Origin of the sequence: Burkholderia metallica (genome assembly GCF_001718555.1) — a bacterium.
Taxonomy (GTDB): Bacteria; Pseudomonadota; Gammaproteobacteria; order Burkholderiales; family Burkholderiaceae; genus Burkholderia; species Burkholderia metallica.
Window position 1 is genome coordinate 24,717 of sequence record NZ_CP013401.1, and the last position, 15,626, is coordinate 40,342.

Annotated in this window: 11 protein-coding genes and 1 tRNA gene; 6 read left to right on the top strand and 6 right to left on the bottom strand. The window is 63.3% G+C overall.

Annotated elements, in window-relative coordinates:
- Positions 1-68: 68 nt before the first annotated feature.
- From WJ16_RS00090 to WJ16_RS35470, 4 genes are all read right to left on the bottom strand, one after another.
- On the bottom strand, positions 69-434 hold the full coding sequence (locus WJ16_RS00090; protein ID WP_335622438.1) for a hypothetical protein: 366 nt from the start codon (positions 432-434) through the stop codon (positions 69-71).
- Positions 431-5,176 (bottom strand): RHS repeat-associated core domain-containing protein, encoded by a 4,746-nt coding sequence (locus WJ16_RS00095; RefSeq protein WP_069255354.1) that lies wholly within the window; start codon positions 5,174-5,176, stop codon positions 431-433. Before WJ16_RS00095 ends, WJ16_RS00090 begins: the two co-directional genes overlap by 4 nt.
- Before the next feature lie 50 nt (positions 5,177-5,226).
- Positions 5,227-8,382, bottom strand: a complete 3,156-nt coding sequence (gene tssI, locus WJ16_RS00100; protein ID WP_069255355.1) for a type VI secretion system Vgr family protein — start codon at positions 8,380-8,382, stop codon at positions 5,227-5,229.
- 417 nt (positions 8,383-8,799) lie between these two features.
- On the bottom strand, positions 8,800-8,952 hold the full coding sequence (locus WJ16_RS35470) for a hypothetical protein (protein ID WP_236858168.1): 153 nt from the start codon (positions 8,950-8,952) through the stop codon (positions 8,800-8,802).
- A gap of 597 nt (positions 8,953-9,549) precedes the next feature.
- Here WJ16_RS35470 and WJ16_RS00110 point away from each other — a divergent pair.
- Positions 9,550-9,626, top strand: a tRNA-Val gene (locus tag WJ16_RS00110).
- A gap of 309 nt (positions 9,627-9,935) precedes the next feature.
- Positions 9,936-10,439: a DUF2628 domain-containing protein gene (locus WJ16_RS00115; protein WP_069257898.1), complete on the top strand. Its 504-nt coding sequence runs from the start codon at positions 9,936-9,938 to the stop codon at positions 10,437-10,439.
- Between the two features lie 135 nt (positions 10,440-10,574).
- Here the strand turns inward: WJ16_RS00115 and WJ16_RS00120 are convergent, their stop codons facing one another.
- Both WJ16_RS00120 and WJ16_RS00125 read right to left on the bottom strand, forming a co-directional pair.
- Positions 10,575-11,456 (bottom strand): sigma-70 family RNA polymerase sigma factor, encoded by an 882-nt coding sequence (locus WJ16_RS00120; protein WP_069255356.1) that lies wholly within the window; start codon positions 11,454-11,456, stop codon positions 10,575-10,577.
- Entirely contained in the window at positions 11,456-11,932 is a 477-nt protein-coding gene (locus WJ16_RS00125; RefSeq protein ID WP_069255357.1) for a carboxymuconolactone decarboxylase family protein, read from the bottom strand. Before WJ16_RS00125 ends, WJ16_RS00120 begins: the two co-directional genes overlap by 1 nt.
- Positions 11,933-12,512: 580 nt before the next feature.
- Between WJ16_RS00125 and egtB the strand changes: the two genes are divergently transcribed.
- From egtB to WJ16_RS00145, 4 genes are all read left to right on the top strand, one after another.
- Positions 12,513-13,736 carry an ergothioneine biosynthesis protein EgtB gene (gene egtB / locus WJ16_RS00130; RefSeq protein WP_069255358.1) on the top strand — a complete coding sequence of 408 codons (1,224 nt, stop codon included), beginning with the start codon at positions 12,513-12,515 and terminating at the stop codon, positions 13,734-13,736.
- A complete protein-coding gene (egtD, locus tag WJ16_RS00135; protein ID WP_069255359.1) occupies positions 13,720-14,733 on the top strand; it encodes an L-histidine N(alpha)-methyltransferase in 1,014 nt (337 codons plus the stop codon). Before egtB ends, egtD begins: the two co-directional genes overlap by 17 nt.
- A 303-nt stretch (positions 14,734-15,036) precedes the next feature.
- The gene (locus WJ16_RS00140; RefSeq protein ID WP_069255360.1) at positions 15,037-15,327 is read left to right on the top strand and encodes a hypothetical protein; all 291 of its coding nucleotides are present in this window, start codon (positions 15,037-15,039) and stop codon (positions 15,325-15,327) included.
- 37 nt (positions 15,328-15,364) lie between these two features.
- Positions 15,365-15,616 carry a hypothetical protein gene (locus WJ16_RS00145; RefSeq protein ID WP_069255361.1) on the top strand — a complete coding sequence of 84 codons (252 nt, stop codon included), beginning with the start codon at positions 15,365-15,367 and terminating at the stop codon, positions 15,614-15,616.
- Positions 15,617-15,626: the final 10 nt, after the last annotated feature.

Below are 15,626 nucleotides of genomic sequence, written 5' to 3' on the forward strand. Positions count from 1 at the left end.
GCCCGCGAGAAACGCACTCCGCTCGTTCCCGCCACTCGTCGACCGTATAAAGCCGATTGCGTAATCGACTATCTCGCCAGATAGATCGCAAGGATCTCTCCGTTCTCTGGCGAGATGACGTAGTTGATCGACTTCCCGAGCCGGTTTGCGTTACCAAGGCCCTTCATTCCCGGGATGAGCTTTGCGGTAAACGATACGCCAATGACGTCTTTTCCATCGACACCTTCGCCGTTGGATGCCATTCGTTCGTAGACGGACACTTCGAAATTATTGATGTCCTGCTCGCTCTTTTCGAAGTCGGCATAGGCCGAGCGCAGCCCGATGACTGTTGCGGTATTGAGGGTGACGCGATCGTTGTCCGCATCACCAAAAATTGTTTTACTCATGGCAAGCACAGGAATCGTCAATAGAAGAAGCGGGGCGATATGCTTCATAGTGAATAGACCGCTTTCGTGGCGGCATGGTAGCCCTTGTGGCCATCACTTGGCGTGCCAAGGTAACCTCGGTAGTCTGGGTCGTCACCCAGCCCCATCTCGGCCACCGCCTTGTCCTGATCCGAAAAATTGTTGCTGTCGTAGGAGTCCCTGTTCCTTGTCGTTCTGTTACCGCGGCGATCTGTGTGGTCGCCGTGCGTGTGCCAGTAACCGACCTCTTGTGCGCAATTCGGAGGTTGGGGCGCGCGTGAATCCCACGGATTAACCTCAGCCCCATCGCCCCGGATCGCCTTCGTATAGTCGAACCGACCATCCGGTGTCCGATAGATGAGCCCACCGTATTCCAGGTTGTCGCGAATCGACTTGTCGTTGTATCGGAGCAAGGCGGCCTTTGCCGCACCATCCGGCGTCGCAAATCGGCCGGACTTGAACTTCTTGCAGGTCGTGCCCAACGGATCGATCCAGCCCGTGGGATTGGGGCCGTACCGATACGTATTCAGTCCGCCCTGCAAGCCGACAGGATCCTTCGAAATGAAACGTCCGCTCTCCGGAGCGTAGTAACGATGCCGGTTATAGGCAAGCCCGGTCTCGTCATCCAGTTGCTGCCCCTGGAACCGGATCGGATTGCGCACCGTCAAGCCCGTGGCACGCGATACGCGCTCGATGACTTCTCGCGCGTCACCCCAAGCCTTGTAGCTGGCCTCCCACACCACGTCCCCAAGCTCGTCGGTCAACAACTGCGGCGTGCCGATCTGATCGCAGTGGTAGTAGTACACCCCTGCCTTCGACTTCGGTTCCGGAATTCGCCGCAGTGGATCATCCTCAGGCGTATGACGCATCGCGGCATCGTGGTTCGGCGTTTCCACACCTTCGACCGCCGCGCCGACATACTGGGCGAGCGGCACGAACGAATCAGCCTCGTACACGTAATGCGTACTGCTCGTGGCGCCGCTTTCGTATGCGAGCGCGTTGCCTTCCCAGCCATACGTCGTCACAACACCATCGACTTCCTTCGCGATTCGCCGCCCGAACGCATCGTAGAAGTAACGTGCCTCGCTGCGGCGTGCCTCGGTTTCAGTCAGGGCTCGTGCCAGTCGATTGAATCCGTCCCACTCGAAGCGCTGCAGGCTACCCGCCGCTCGGGTTTCGACGAGGTTACCCTGCGCGTCATACTCGAGTTGCTTGCCCGCATACGCACGAAGCAGGTTGCCGAGCACCTTCGACACCTGCGGTGGCAACGTGCTTTCAGGCCGAACCGGGCTCGCCGGCGTGCGCGCCTGAGGATGATCAGGACTCCGTGCGTCGATCACATTGCTAGCCGGATCGAACGCGAACCGCTCCGTGCCTCCGGGCCCGATCGACTCGATCAATCGTCCAATCGGATCATATCGATAGTCGCTCAGTCCGCGCCGACTGTCTTCGACATGCGTCAGCTGACCCGCGAGATCGTAGCGGTAATGTCTGCCGCTCAGCGGTGCGGGCGCATGTTCGCGCTGAAGAGTCTGGCTGCGGATCAGGCCCGCCGAATCGTAACCCGTGCTCTGGATCAGTTTGCTCGGCAGCACACGCCGGACCTCACGGTGCAGGTCGTCCCGCTCGAACTGCATCCGTTCGTCGCCATCGAGCAGCATCCCATGGACATGCCCGGAACCGTAGGTCAACCAGTCGACCGCGTGGCCATCCGGTCGGATCGTCCGCTTGCGGTTGCCCAGCTCGTCATACGTGTGATGCCACACGTAGCTGCGCTTGACACCGAACAAGTCGTACGCATGATGTTCGCGAACCAGATTGCCGACCGGATCGAAGAAATGCTGCACGCGGCTGAATGCATTTTGCGCGTCGGCCAGACGACCGAGCGCATCGTAAGCAAAGCGCTCGTCGGCATCGCCGCTTGCGCGGCGTGTCAGCCGGCCTGCTCGATCGTATTCGACCCGTGTGACCTTTCCCGCAACGTCGATGGTCGACAGGCGACTCGTTTCGTCATCGAAGCCGTAACGCGTCACTATCCCATCAAAATCGACCGTTTCGAGCAGCCGGCCGACGGGGTCATAGGTGAACCGATAGCTGGCCTGATTCGCATCGGTCAGACTGACCAGCCGGCCGAGGCGATCGTGGCCGTAGTTCAGCGTGTGGCCGAGGGCATCGCTGCGCGCATGCAACCGGCCCGCCGCATCGTAGCCGTAGCGCGTCGTGCGGTTCATTGGATCGGTGTAATTCAGCAGACGCCCTTCGGCGTCGTATTGAAAGCGTTCAACGCCCGCTGGCGTACGCACCTCATTCAGCCAGCCGTTTGCGCCATAGCCGAACGCTGTCGCGATACCCATCGCATCCGTGGCTTCGACCAACCGACCTTGCGCATCGTATTTCCACTGCGTCGTCTTGCCCGAACAATCGGTATGCGCAGTCAGTCGTCCAGCCTCATCGTATGCCATGACCGTCGTGCCGCCCTTCGCATCGATCACTTCACTCGGCAGCCCCTGCGCGTTGTAGCTGTATTTCGTCTCGTGGCCGAGCGGGTCCGTCTCCAGCACGACGTTCCCCGCTTCGTCATAGCCGCGTTTCCATGCATGCCCCTGCGGATCGACAATGCGAATCATCTGATCCTTCTCGTCATATTCCATCTCGATCACGCTGCCGTCGACACGCTGGTGGCGCACCATATTGCCGCGGGCGTCATACGCCATCTTCTCGTTGCCGCCATCCGGATACGTATGCTGCACGAGATTGTGGTGCACATCGCGATACATCCACTCCTCGCTGCCTTCCGGATAGATGATTCTGAACGGATAGCCATAACGGTCGTAGTAGTGTCGCGTGACGTTGCCGAGCGCATCGGTCACGCTCACCATCCGGAAGTCGGGGTGCCACGCGAAGCGCGTCTCATCGCTGCCACCATCCGCGTATTCGCGAACACATTTCGCCTTCGGTCCGGTTCCGTTCCATTCAAGGTTGGTGCCACGACCGGTGCGGTCCGTATAGCGCGTGATCAGGTGGTGACGGTACGCATATTCACGGCGGTTGCCATTGCGATCCGTTGCCGCGACGAGATCGTTGTCCTCGCTGTATTCGTAACGCGCAAGCGTGCCGACCCGTGTTCCTTCGCTATCGTGATGCAGCACCTCGGCGATGCGATGCTTGTCGTCGTATGCAAACGCAACAATCGCTTGTGGCGCGATGATCCGAGAGAGGCGTTGCTGCGCGTCGTAGTCGAGTGTCAGCTGATTGCCGGAGCGATCCTTGATGAATGCGAGACGAAACGCGTCGCCACGCTTCTCGTATGCTTCAAGCAATTCGTGGCCTCGCGTGACAGTCATCCACGACTCGTCCAGCCGCAACAAGGTCAATCCTTCGCCGCGATCATCGTGCGCGTCGCCCGGGGAAAGCAGCGGATAGTCGATGCTGCGACCGGTCGCATCGTGATATACGAGCTTCGATGCATGCATGTCGATGCGCGTCGTCAATGATGTGATCCATCGGGCGCCGAGTTCACCATGCACGTCATTTGCGTCGAAGAAAGACCGATAGGTGCGGCTCCATATGATCGGCATCACGCCGGGGAGGACGAAATCCTGATGGGTCACCCGTTCGTCGCCCAGAGCAAACCCGACTGAACGTCTCGTCGCCGCCGCGGGCGTCGACGCCGGACATCCGAGCTTGCAGTCGTTCGGGCCGGGATGCTCCGCCTCTTCCGTATGCCGGACCGATTCCTTCTGGCCCTCCCCCTCCTGGCGGTGCACCTTCGTGCTGCCTTGCTCCTTGATTCCGGTCTGGTGTTTGCGCTGACGATGCAAAAAGTCGCGCTTCTTGTCGATGGCGACCTGGATAAGATTGATCAGCCAACCGATCTTGCCCGCGTCTACGCCGCCGAGCGCAAGGATTTTTTCCTTGATCACCGGCACCAAGGTGCGCAACGTCTTCGCCATGTTCAGCAGCGGCTCGCGATACTTGAGATCGAGCACTTTCGCCGCCTGCGTCCCCGTGTTGATGAGCTCCTTTGCTTCGATCTTCACAAAGTCGACGATCAAATGACCGAGCCCCGCAAACGTCTTGCGTGCATCATGCGCCGCGAAGCCAGATGCAACCTGCCCCGCATGCTGCCCAACCGCTCGCACATTGTGCGCGACGCTCAATTGCTTCTCGCCCGCCACCTCCTCGAACAGGCGCGCGAAGCCGACCATGAATTTCTCGATGTAATCGGCGCAGGTCCTGAGCAGGTTGTCCAGCTCTTTCTTCACGCCATCGACGAAACTCTGAATACGGCCGGCGAATTGCTCGCTCAGACTGTCGATGAGTGCCTGCAGCAGTGCGGTCTGCATGACCTGCAATGTCGCTTCACCGAGTGCCTTGCCGCTTTCGACGACCTTCTGTCGCACGAGCTTCATCACCGGACGCACACCCATCCGGAATTCGGCAGTACCGGGTGGAATCGGGATGATGCCGATCAGGTCCAGACCGAGGTTCAGATAATCGAACACATCGGGATGCTTGCCGCTCTGTCCATGCTCGATCATGTCCTTGATATCGAGCACGAGATCGACGGCTGCCATGATATTCGCCACCACCGGTAGCGCGTTGGCAACCATCTCGAGCCGCTCGATGGTGATGAAGTCGTGGCTGATGGCACGCAACCATCGGTCACAAGCCTTGACGCCGGCCTTTACATCGATGGTCTCGATCTGCAGCAACGGCGCGACGTAGACCTCAGTCGGCTTGGGAAGAACGACGCCCGAAGAAGCGGTCATGGTTGTTCTTTATTCGAAAGTGATGGGTCGCGCCTTGCGCGAGCGGATACTCAGAGAACCTTCAGCGCAGGCACGGCACTTCGCGCGGCTTGGGCTAGCGCACCGACCTGCTGGGCTGCGGCGCCGAGTTGGCTGGCCTGCGAAAGGGCCGCACCGGCACCAGACGGTAACGCGCTGGCAAGGGCACCTTTGGCGAGGCTCATCGCCTGACCAACACCTCCCTGGGCAACCTGCCCCGCCATGCCGGCCAGTTGGGTCGCCCCCGACACCGCGCCCATCGCGCCCGACGGCACCACGTTCGCGAGCGCGCCCTGCGCGAGCCCCATCGCCTGTCCGCTCAACGCCTTCCCGATGCCGTCTTGTGCGGCCTGCCCCGCGACGGCCGCCAACTTCGTCGGAGCCGGTAGTGCACCGGGCGGCAGCAGGCCGCCCAGTTGCGACATCGCCGTCGCAGCCGCATTCCCTTCCTGCATCGGCTTCGCAGGCCATTGCGCCGTCTTGAATACGCTCGACGGATCGTACTGATTGCGCGGATCCTCACCGAACTGGACCTGCGCAGCACCGGCCGGCAAGCCGCTCACGATCGTATGTCCGTTCGCATCCAGCGCGCCTTCCCGCAACACGCCGCCGCTGGCGTCCAGCACCGTGAACTTGCCGCCCTTGAAACCCTCGCCGTTCGCGTACTGGTGCAGCAACTCCAGCTGCCCCGGCTGATCCGGCCGTGGGCTCGGCAACGGATAGCCCATGCTCGCCGGCCCCGCGAACGTATGCGACGCGCCCTTCACGTCGATCTTTCCGGGCGCATGAACCTCGACATTGCCATCCTTGATCCGGATGTAGGCCCCGCCGCTCGTCAGCAGGATCCCCTGATCGGCCGCAATCTCAATGCGGTCCGTCGCCGATACCACCTTCACCGCCTTCTGCGCGGTCACCTCGATGTTGTCCGACTGCGCCTGGATCTCCACCTTGCCCTTGCCCGCGAACAGCTTCATCCCCGCGTTCTGCACGAACAGGCTCAGCTTCTGCCCGATGCTGCCGATCAGCGACTTGCCCGCCGCGACGTGCACGCTCTGCCCGCTCGCCACGTTCACATGATCGTTCGCGACCATGTGCACCGACTGCTGCGTCGACATCCCGATTCCCGACGGGCTGCCGAACAGCATCACCGGTTCCTTGAACGCGTTCGCATTACCCGTGCCGCCGCCTGCCGTGCGCCCGCCGGACGCGCTGCCCGATGCGCTGTCCTGCGTCGCATCCGTGAACGTGCGCATCGTGTCCTGCGCATCCTTCAGGCTCTCCGCCTGATGCTGCTCGCTCACGCCCGACATCGCCTCGATGAGGCTCTCGCCCGTCACGAGCTGCTGCTGCGCCTCCTTCACGTCGAGCGGCTGGCTGTTCGCCGCCTTCGGGTGCGTCGTCACGTACAGGCCCTGGCTCGCGCGCACCGCGCCATACGCATCCGATCGCAGATCGAACCCGCTGCCGAGATAAGATCCTCGCGAATTGCCGTTCTGGTCGATGATGTAGCCCAGATGCAGCAGGCTGTTCGCGCTGCTGCTCATCAGCTGCACGCGGTTCTGCCCGGTCGCGTCGTCCATCACGAGCTGGTTGTAGCCGCCGCCCGAATACTCCTTCGACCTGTAGCCGGACAGGATCCCGTCGCTATGCCACTGCGGCTGGTTCGCGCCGTTGTACACGCGCCCGACGGCCAGCGGCCGATCGCAGTCGCCGCCGACGTAGTCGATCAGCACTTCCTCGCCGATACGCGGCACGTGTACGCCGCCGTAGCCGCCGCCCGTATCCGACTGCACGACGCGCACCCAGCACGACGCATTCTCGTTGCCCGGATTCAACCGGTCCCACACGAACTGCACACGGATCCGGTTCAACGAGTCGGTATAGACCTCCTCGCCCTGCGGCCCGACGACGATTGCCGTTTCGAGATGCATCTCCGGTTTTTTATGCTCGAACGGGCTGCGGTACGGCACGCTCACGCGTTGCGCCTCGACTTCGACGAGATAGAAGCCGACCGAACCATCGTCATGTGATACCTGAAGCCCAGGCGTGTTTTCGTATCGCGCTCGCATCCGGTCGAGCGAGCGTTTCAAGCTATGCGGGAAATCCGAATCACTATCGGGTACGGGCAAGTTGTTCTCGATCCACCAGGCCACCTCGATCGCGGCGAACTCCCGCTGGTCGGCCGCGTCGCGATCATGCAGCGGATGGTCGGCCAGCGCGAAACGCCGGCCGGCATCGATAGCGCGAACCCCGCCGGAACCATGGAAACGCTTCGCGCGCGACTCCCACTCCTCCATCTTGACCTTCGTCAGATGATCGCCGCGCGTCTGGTCGGGATACGTGTAGGCGCCTGTGTACTCGTAGACTTCGAGCTGATCCGGCAACTCGCCCTGGCCACCCATCGTCGGCAACGACGTGCCCTTCGGGTTCGATGGCTGCGAAGGATTCTTGTAGTCGAACGTGCGTGTCGTGAGCGTCGCGCTCTGCAGCGTGCGCGTGCCTGACCATTGCGTGAACGCGTCGGCTTCGCCTGCCGTGCCGCCGCGGTAGAAGTGCACGGTTTCCGGCGACAGTGGAGCGAATGCCTGCAGGTTGTCGGTGATGACGAGCGTATGCGACTTGCCGTCGTCGGCCTGCTGCCATGCACAGTACAGCCCTTCGCTCTCCATCAGCCGGTGCACGAGGTCCCAGTCCGTTTCGCTCTGCCGCGTGTACGAACGGTTCGCCAAAGGTTGCGACAACGCAAAGCGGAACCGCCCGCGCGCTTCCGGATGCATGCCTAGCACGTCGGAAATGATTTCCTCGACGTTCTTGTCGATCCAGATCTTCTCGTCGCGGCGAAACCGAAGCACATGCATCCAGGCACGTAGCTCCAGCTGATAGGTCGTCAGGCCGCCGTTCGCGCCCAGCCGGCGCGCGGTATAAAGATAACCGCTGACAGGCCGGTACGCATTGTTCTCGAGCTGAATCCAGAGCGTCGCAGGCTGAGCGATCAGTTTCTTGAGTTCAAGGCTGTCATTGCTCGATACGACATCGAGCGTGAATGAGTAGTCCCTGCCGATCCGCGATCGGCCAACCGCGCGCTGTACGGCAAGTGCGTTGCCGCCCAGAGGGGTGTCCAACTTGAGCAAACGATCCTGCTGAAGCAAGCCGCCGCGAAGCGCGGCGGCGATGTCCGGCATGTTCATGATGCGGCCCTTTTTTATTTCAGCACCCTCGGATGGTGTCTGTGACTTAGTCGGGCGAGATTTTACCGTTTAATCAGTGCATCAATGTTAATCGTCGGACCATGAAACGGGACGTGACCGAAACACCCCCCGCTCGCTCCGTCATGCGGATCGTGTCTGCCGTTGTCGCATCGTTCGGTTCAGGCCGGCTCGCCATCGTCACCCAGGCCCCTGGGGTTCAACGTCTCCGGCACGATGGCAAACGATCGGCCCTATCACCGCCTCGGTGCGCGAACACCACGCTCTTCCTTTTTCGGTTTCATCCTTGCCCGTTCACGATTCGAAGTCGACGGTCGACCGTCGTGACGAGAAATGAGCGGTAATCGCCGAGATCACAGCCTGTCGCGTGACATCGTCGATCGTCTCGCCATCGTGCCTCTACGCGATGTACTTCATCGAACCGACGTAGACGACGAATGCCGGACCATGGTTCGCGACGGGCAGCAACGCTTCGCCCGACACCGGAACGATGTGCTCGCCATCGGACAGATCAATCGCACCGCGCAACACCGTCAGAACCTCGTATGTCATCGCCTTATCTCGCATACATCAGTCATCACGGGACCGCTCGTCAGGGATGACGGCAATTCTACAGAGGGGTTGGCACGAGCATCGGCCGATGCCCTCCACAGTCTTCGGCTTCGTTCATTTGATCCCCGCACGCAGTGCATATCCTGCGCAGATCACAGTCGACGGACTGTGCTTATCCAAAGGTGTTAACAGAGTTCGTATACATACGTAGTGATAGTTAACAAACCCTGTGCCTCACAGTGGATAACGTCCCTAAGCCCATGAATTCGCGACAGGAAGCCGAATGCATAACCCTGGGTGCGCGACGTGAACAGCTCAGCGCAGCACAGAACAACTTTTCGTCGATTCACAGCCGCGGCGACATATCCTCAATCGTTCCACTGTGAATCCAGAGGCCTGCCGGATGGTTATCCAGAGGGCAATGTGGATAACACCACAGTGCATCGACGCGTTTTGCTGTGACGCGAAGCGGCGAGATCAACGTACGCGGCATCGCCACGCAACATCGATCGTCGACCTCCGCGCACCGCGATTCAAAAAATTTTCACGAAGGGGCTTGTGCTCCTCAAAAACCCTCTCTATAATTCGCGGCTTCTTAGGCTCGTAGCTCAGTTGGTTAGAGCACCACCTTGACATGGTGGGGGTCGTTGGTTCGAATCCAATCGAGCCTACCAACGAACAAAATGAAGGGGTCTGGCAGCACAACTTGCCTACAGGCAATGCGGCTCGCCAACATACAAACGCCACGCGGCAACTTCGCGTGGCGTTTTTCTTTTTCCTGCCGAAACAACGCATGCTGCCCCGAAGCGTTGCGCGATCCACGGCATCGCATCCTTTTTCACCGACACTTCAGTCCGCCACACAACGGGCACTGCGCCGCGCGTAGAATCGTGTGCGCATCCAAGCGGCTGTTCCGACCGTCGCCCGATTGCCAACCCGTCAAAACAATGACGCGCGATCCGCGCGACCGAGAGCACACGACCATGTCCGACGTCACGACCGCCACATCGTCCGCGAGCAACGACGAGATCGCCGCTTACGTCGGCAAGAAAGCCGACTGGTTCGAGAAGAAATGGGCGATCGCCGCGTCGCGAAAGAACCGGCAGTCCTGGAACTGGGCCGCGTGCGTCCTGGGCCCGGTCTGGATGGCGTATCGCGGCATGTACTGGCAGGCGGCCGCCGTGCTCGGTGCGACGCTCGGCATCACGCTGGTCGAATTGCTGTACTTCCCGACATACTTCGAATCGAGCACGATCGATCCGGTCACGATCGGGATCGCGGTCGCGATCGGCTGGTGCGGCAACAGCCTCTACCGGACGCACGTCGAACGCAGGATCGACAAGCTGCGTCCGAACGCGACGTCCCGTGAATCGTTTCTCGCGCTGCTGGAAGCGCAGGGCGGCACGAACTGGCTCGCGGCGGCCGGTTTCGCGGTCGCGACGCCGTTGCTCGGCGTCCTGATGATGATGTTGCACGGGCCGTATTGATCGCGACGACCGGCAACGGCCAACCGATAACAGGCGAAGCCGGACGTAACGATACGAACAAACGACACGAAGAATCGGGCAGGGCGCACCGCCGCCATGCGTACGCACGGCATGCAGCGCGGGCTCCCGCCACCGTCAATGCAGGTGCTTCAATTTGTCAGGATTCCGCACGACATAGATCGCGACGATCTTCCCGTCCTCGATCTCGAGCGCCGTCGTCTGCAGCTCGCCATCCGATTCCAGCGTAACGAAACCCGGCAGTCCGTTGATGAAGCACGCCCGCACGAGCTTCGACGCATGTGTGGCGAACAGCCCGGCCAGATACTCGTGCACCTTCATCACGGGCTCGAAGCCGAACACCGGCTTGCCGGCCGCCGTGCGCTTGCCGCCGCCATCGGAATGCAGGCTCACGTCCTCGGCGAGCATCGCGCCGAGCGCGCGCATGTCGCCGCTGCGTGACGCCGCGAAGAACGCCTCCGCCAGTTCGATTCCGCGCTGCTTCTCGACATGAAACCGCGGCCGCGCGTCGCGCACGTGCGTACGGGCCCGCGCGGCGAGTTGCCGGCACGCGGCCGGCTCGCGCTGGATCGTCGTGGCCACTTCGTCGAACTCGAGGCCGAACACGTCGTGCAGCAGGAACGCCGCGCGTTCGAGCGGCGACAGCCGTTCGAGCGCGAGCAGCAGCGGCAGCGTGACGTCTTCCTGTTCGTCTTCCTCGACGACCGGCTCGGGCAGCCACGGGCCGATATAGGTCTCGCGCTGGTGCCGCGCGGACTTCAGTTGGTCGAGGCACATGCGCATCACCATGCGGCGCAGGAACGCCTCGGGCACGCGTACCTCGGTGCGCTCGACGTCCATCCAGCGGATGAACGCGTCCTGCACCATGTCCTCGGCATCCGCGACGGAACCGAGCATCCGGTACGCGACGCGGATCAGCGTGCGACGCAGCGGGTCGAAGCTCGCCGCCGCGTCGGCCCGCGCTTCGGCGCTGCCCTTGGCCGGGTCGAGGTTCGTCATCAGGCCACCATCTTCGCGGCGGCGGCCTTCGCATCGGCCGGCTCGATCCACAGCCCGAAGCCGACCGCGAGCCGGTTCCAGCCGTTGATCACGTTGATCATCAGCGTGAGCTTCACCTGTTCCTCCTGGCTGAAGTGGTCGTTCAGCGCCGCGTAGGCCGCTTCGTGCGCCGCATGGCCTTCCGACAGCCGCGTGAGCGCCTCGGTCCAGCCGAGCGCCGCGCGTTCGCGGTCGGTGTAGCAGGCCGCTTCGCGCCATGCCGACAGCAGGTAGATGCGCTGCTCGGTCTCGCCTTGCCCGCGCGCCTCGGCGGTGTGCGTGTTAATGCAGTTCGCGCACGCGTTGATCTGCGACGCGCGGATCTTGACCAGCTCGACCAGCGTCGGCTCGAGGCTTCCGGCAACGGCGACCGACACGGTCATCCAGTTCTTCATCAGCGCGGGAGCGGCGGCAAACGGATTGAGTTTCGCAGTCATGGTTCCTTCTCCTTTCGTGTGGGTTCCGGTGATATGACGAGCGAGCCCCCCGCGCGTGTGACATCGATGCAAAAAATTTTTCGAACACCCGAAAAAGCGCGCGGCGACGAGCGGCGGGCAGTGCGGCGGGGCGGGGCGCCGACGACCGCGATACCCGCGCACACATCGGCTGTATGACACCGTTTCTCCGACGAATCCGTGCCGGACTCCTTTCGTGCGCGCCGGACGGCTGTCACGGGGCGTCAGTAGCGTGCAGGTCCGGGCATGCGCATTGCGTCGCTCGGCCATCCCCGCCGCGGCAGGAGCCGGCGGTTTGCCCCATCTGCGACAGGCACGGCCCGATGCTTTCATTTTTCTTTCGCAATCGTTTCACCCGAAATCCGATTCGCGACGTTCACATTTCTGGCCCATACTGTTCTGCACGGGCAGACGAAGTGACGCCGCATCCGCGGCCCGGCGCGCGCGCCGGCTGCCCGACGACGCAGCAGCAGGTCGCACGTCAGCCGCGCGCATCCCGAGCGCAAGGCTTTCCCTTTTCCGGCAACGCAACGCAGCGAATCGCGACGTGGACGGTAAACCGATGAGCCTCCTTGCATCACAGCTTCAGCGCCGTTACCAGGACGTGCGCACCCATAGCGTCGCACTGACCGCGACGCTGTCCGCCGAAGACCAGGCCGTGCAGTCGATGCCCGACGCGAGTCCGACCAAATGGCATCTCGCGCATACGACCTGGTTCTTCGAAACCGTCGTGCTGATGCGTCGCGTGCCCGGCTACGCGCCGTTCGACACGGCATTCCAGTTCCTCTTCAATTCGTATTACGAAGCGCTCGGCCCGCGCCATCCGCGGCCGCAGCGCGGGCTGCTCACGCGTCCGTCGCTCGACGAAGTGCATGCGTACCGGCAATACGTCGACGACGCGATGCTGCGCGCGCTGGCCGGCGCCGATGCGGCCTTGCTCGACGCGATGGCGCCCGAGGTCGTGCTCGGCCTGAATCACGAGCAGCAGCACCAGGAGCTGATCGTCACGGACATGCTGCATGCGTTCTCGTGCAACCCGCTGAAGCCGGCGTTCCGGCCGCGCAACGGGATGGACGGCGATGCGATGGCCGCGGGCGACGCCGGCGAGCTGCGCTGGCTGCACCAGCCGGGCGGGCTCGTCGAGATCGGCCACGACGGCGACGCGTTCTCGTTCGACAACGAACGGCCGCGCCATACGGCGCTCGTGCGGCCGTACGAGATCGCGAACCGTCTCGTGACGAACGCGGAATTCGCGGCGTTCATCGCCGACGGCGGGTATACGCGCCCAGAGTTCTGGCTGTCGGACGGCTGGGCGACGGTGCAGCGGGAAGGGTGGCAAGGGCCCGCGTACTGGATGCCCGACGACGACGATGTGGCCGGCACGCGTGTGCGGCGCACGTTCGGTCTGCACGGCGTCGAGCCGCTCGCACCCGATGCGCCGGTATGCCACGTGAGCTTCTACGAAGCGGCCGCATATGCGGAATGGGCCGGCGCGCGGCTGCCGACCGAATTCGAATGGGAAACCGCGTTCACCGCCGACGGCATCCGGCAGATGCTCGGGCACGTCTGGCAGTGGACGCGTTCGTCCTACGAGCCGTATCCGGGCTTCCGGCCGCTCGCGGGCGTCGCGGCCGAATACAACGGCAAGTTCATGGTCGGCCAGCAGGTCCTGCGCGGCAGCAGCATCGCGACGCCGCCCGGGCACGAACGGCCGACGTACCGCAATTTCTTTCCGCCGGCGGCACGCTGGCAATTCACGGGAGTGCGACTTGCGCGAGACGTCTGACCAGACGGCCACGAGCGGTGGCCAGCAACCCGCCCGCGATTCGCGGCCGAGCGCGTTCGAGCGCGACCTGATCGACGGACTGTCGCGCCCATCGCGCAGCATTTCGCCGAAATACTTCTACGATGCGGCCGGCTCCGCGCTGTTCGACCGCATCTGCGAGCTGCCGGAGTATTACCCGACGCGCACCGAACTCGGCATCCTGCGCGATCGCGCGGCCGAGATCGTGCAGCGCGTCGGCCCGCATGCGGACATCGTCGAATTCGGCGCGGGCTCGCTCGAGAAGATCCGCGTGCTGCTCGACGCATTCGCGGGCAACTACGCGAACGCGCCGGCGCGCTACATCCCGGTCGACATCTCGGCCGACTACCTGCACGGCGCGGCCGCGCGGCTGCGTTCGGCCTATCCGTGGCTCGACGTCGCGCCGCTCGCGGCCGACTACACGAAGGCCGAGCAGCTGGCCGCGCTGACCGACACGCCGCGGCGGCGGATCGGCTTCTTTCCCGGCTCGACGATCGGCAATTTCTCGCCGGAAGAAGCCGATGCGTTCCTGCGCGATGCCGCACGGCTGCTGCGCGGCGGCGGCCTGCTGGTCGGCGCCGATCTCGTGAAGGACGAGCGCACGCTGCACGACGCGTACAACGACGCGCAGGGCGTGACCGCGCAGTTCAACCTGAACCTGCTCGTGCGCGCGAATGCCGAGCTCGGCGCCGATTTCGACGTCGACGCGTTCTCGCATTGCGCGTTCTACGACCGCGAGCGGCAGCGCATCGAGATGCATCTCATCAGCGACGTCGCGCAGACCGTGCACGTGCGCGGCCATACGTTCCGCTTCGACGCCGGCGAGCACATCCACACGGAGAACTCGCACAAGTTCACGATCGACGGCTTCCATGCGATCGCGCGCCGCGCGGGATTCGAGCCCGATACGGTATGGACCGACGCCGACAACCTGTTCAGCGTGCACTGGCTGCGCAGCGTCGACGATATCCGCGCGTAACGCGCGCCGCTGCGAACCGCTCGCGCCGAAGCGGGCGGGCGGTTCCGTCTCCGGTGCACGCTCGTGCACGCCGGCGAGCGCGATCGAATCGCCCCGATTCGCGCCGACAACCCTTTTTTACCGGCCCGATGCACCGTTGCAACGGTGTCTGGAGTGTGCGCTCTCCCTTGCCCGGCAAGGCTTTGCGGGCGCCTGTAAACGTCCGTTACCTGTCTCGCAGACCCGTTTCACCTGTGTCAGTGTCCGGTGCCTAGACTCCAAACCGTATTCACAAGACGCACGACACGTGCAGGGAGTCGCGAGATGAGCAAGAAACTTATTCTCGGTGCAGTTCTCGGTGTAGCGGCGCTGGCAGCCTCGGGCGTCGCATCGGCCCACGTCGACCTGTCGGTCGGCATCGGCGTGCCGGCCTACGCGGCGCCGGCGCCCGTCTACGTGGCTCCGCCGCCGGTCGCGTATGCGCCGGTCGGCTACCGCTACGACGACTGGCGCGCGCGTCAGTGGCGCGAACACGAGTGGCGTCGCCGTGAATGGCGCGAGCACGAGTGGCGCGACCACGACCGCGGCGGCTGGCACGGCGACCGCTGGAACTGAGCGGTTCCGCTGATCGCGACAAGAGGAGCATGAAGATATGATGCCCATTCGACACATCAGGCTGTGCGCCGCCGCCGTCGTTGCGCTCGCAACGATCGGCAGCGCGCACGCGGCGGGCTGCATGAAGGGCGCGGTGGTCGGCGGCGTAGCCGGCCACTACGCCGGGCACCACGCGGTCGTCGGGGCGGTCGGCGGCTGTATCGTCGGCCACCACATGGCGAAGAAGCAGGCGCAGGAGCAGGCCGCGCAGCACAAGGCCGCGGTGCAGGGCGGGCAGCCGGCGCAATAGCCTCGCGCGC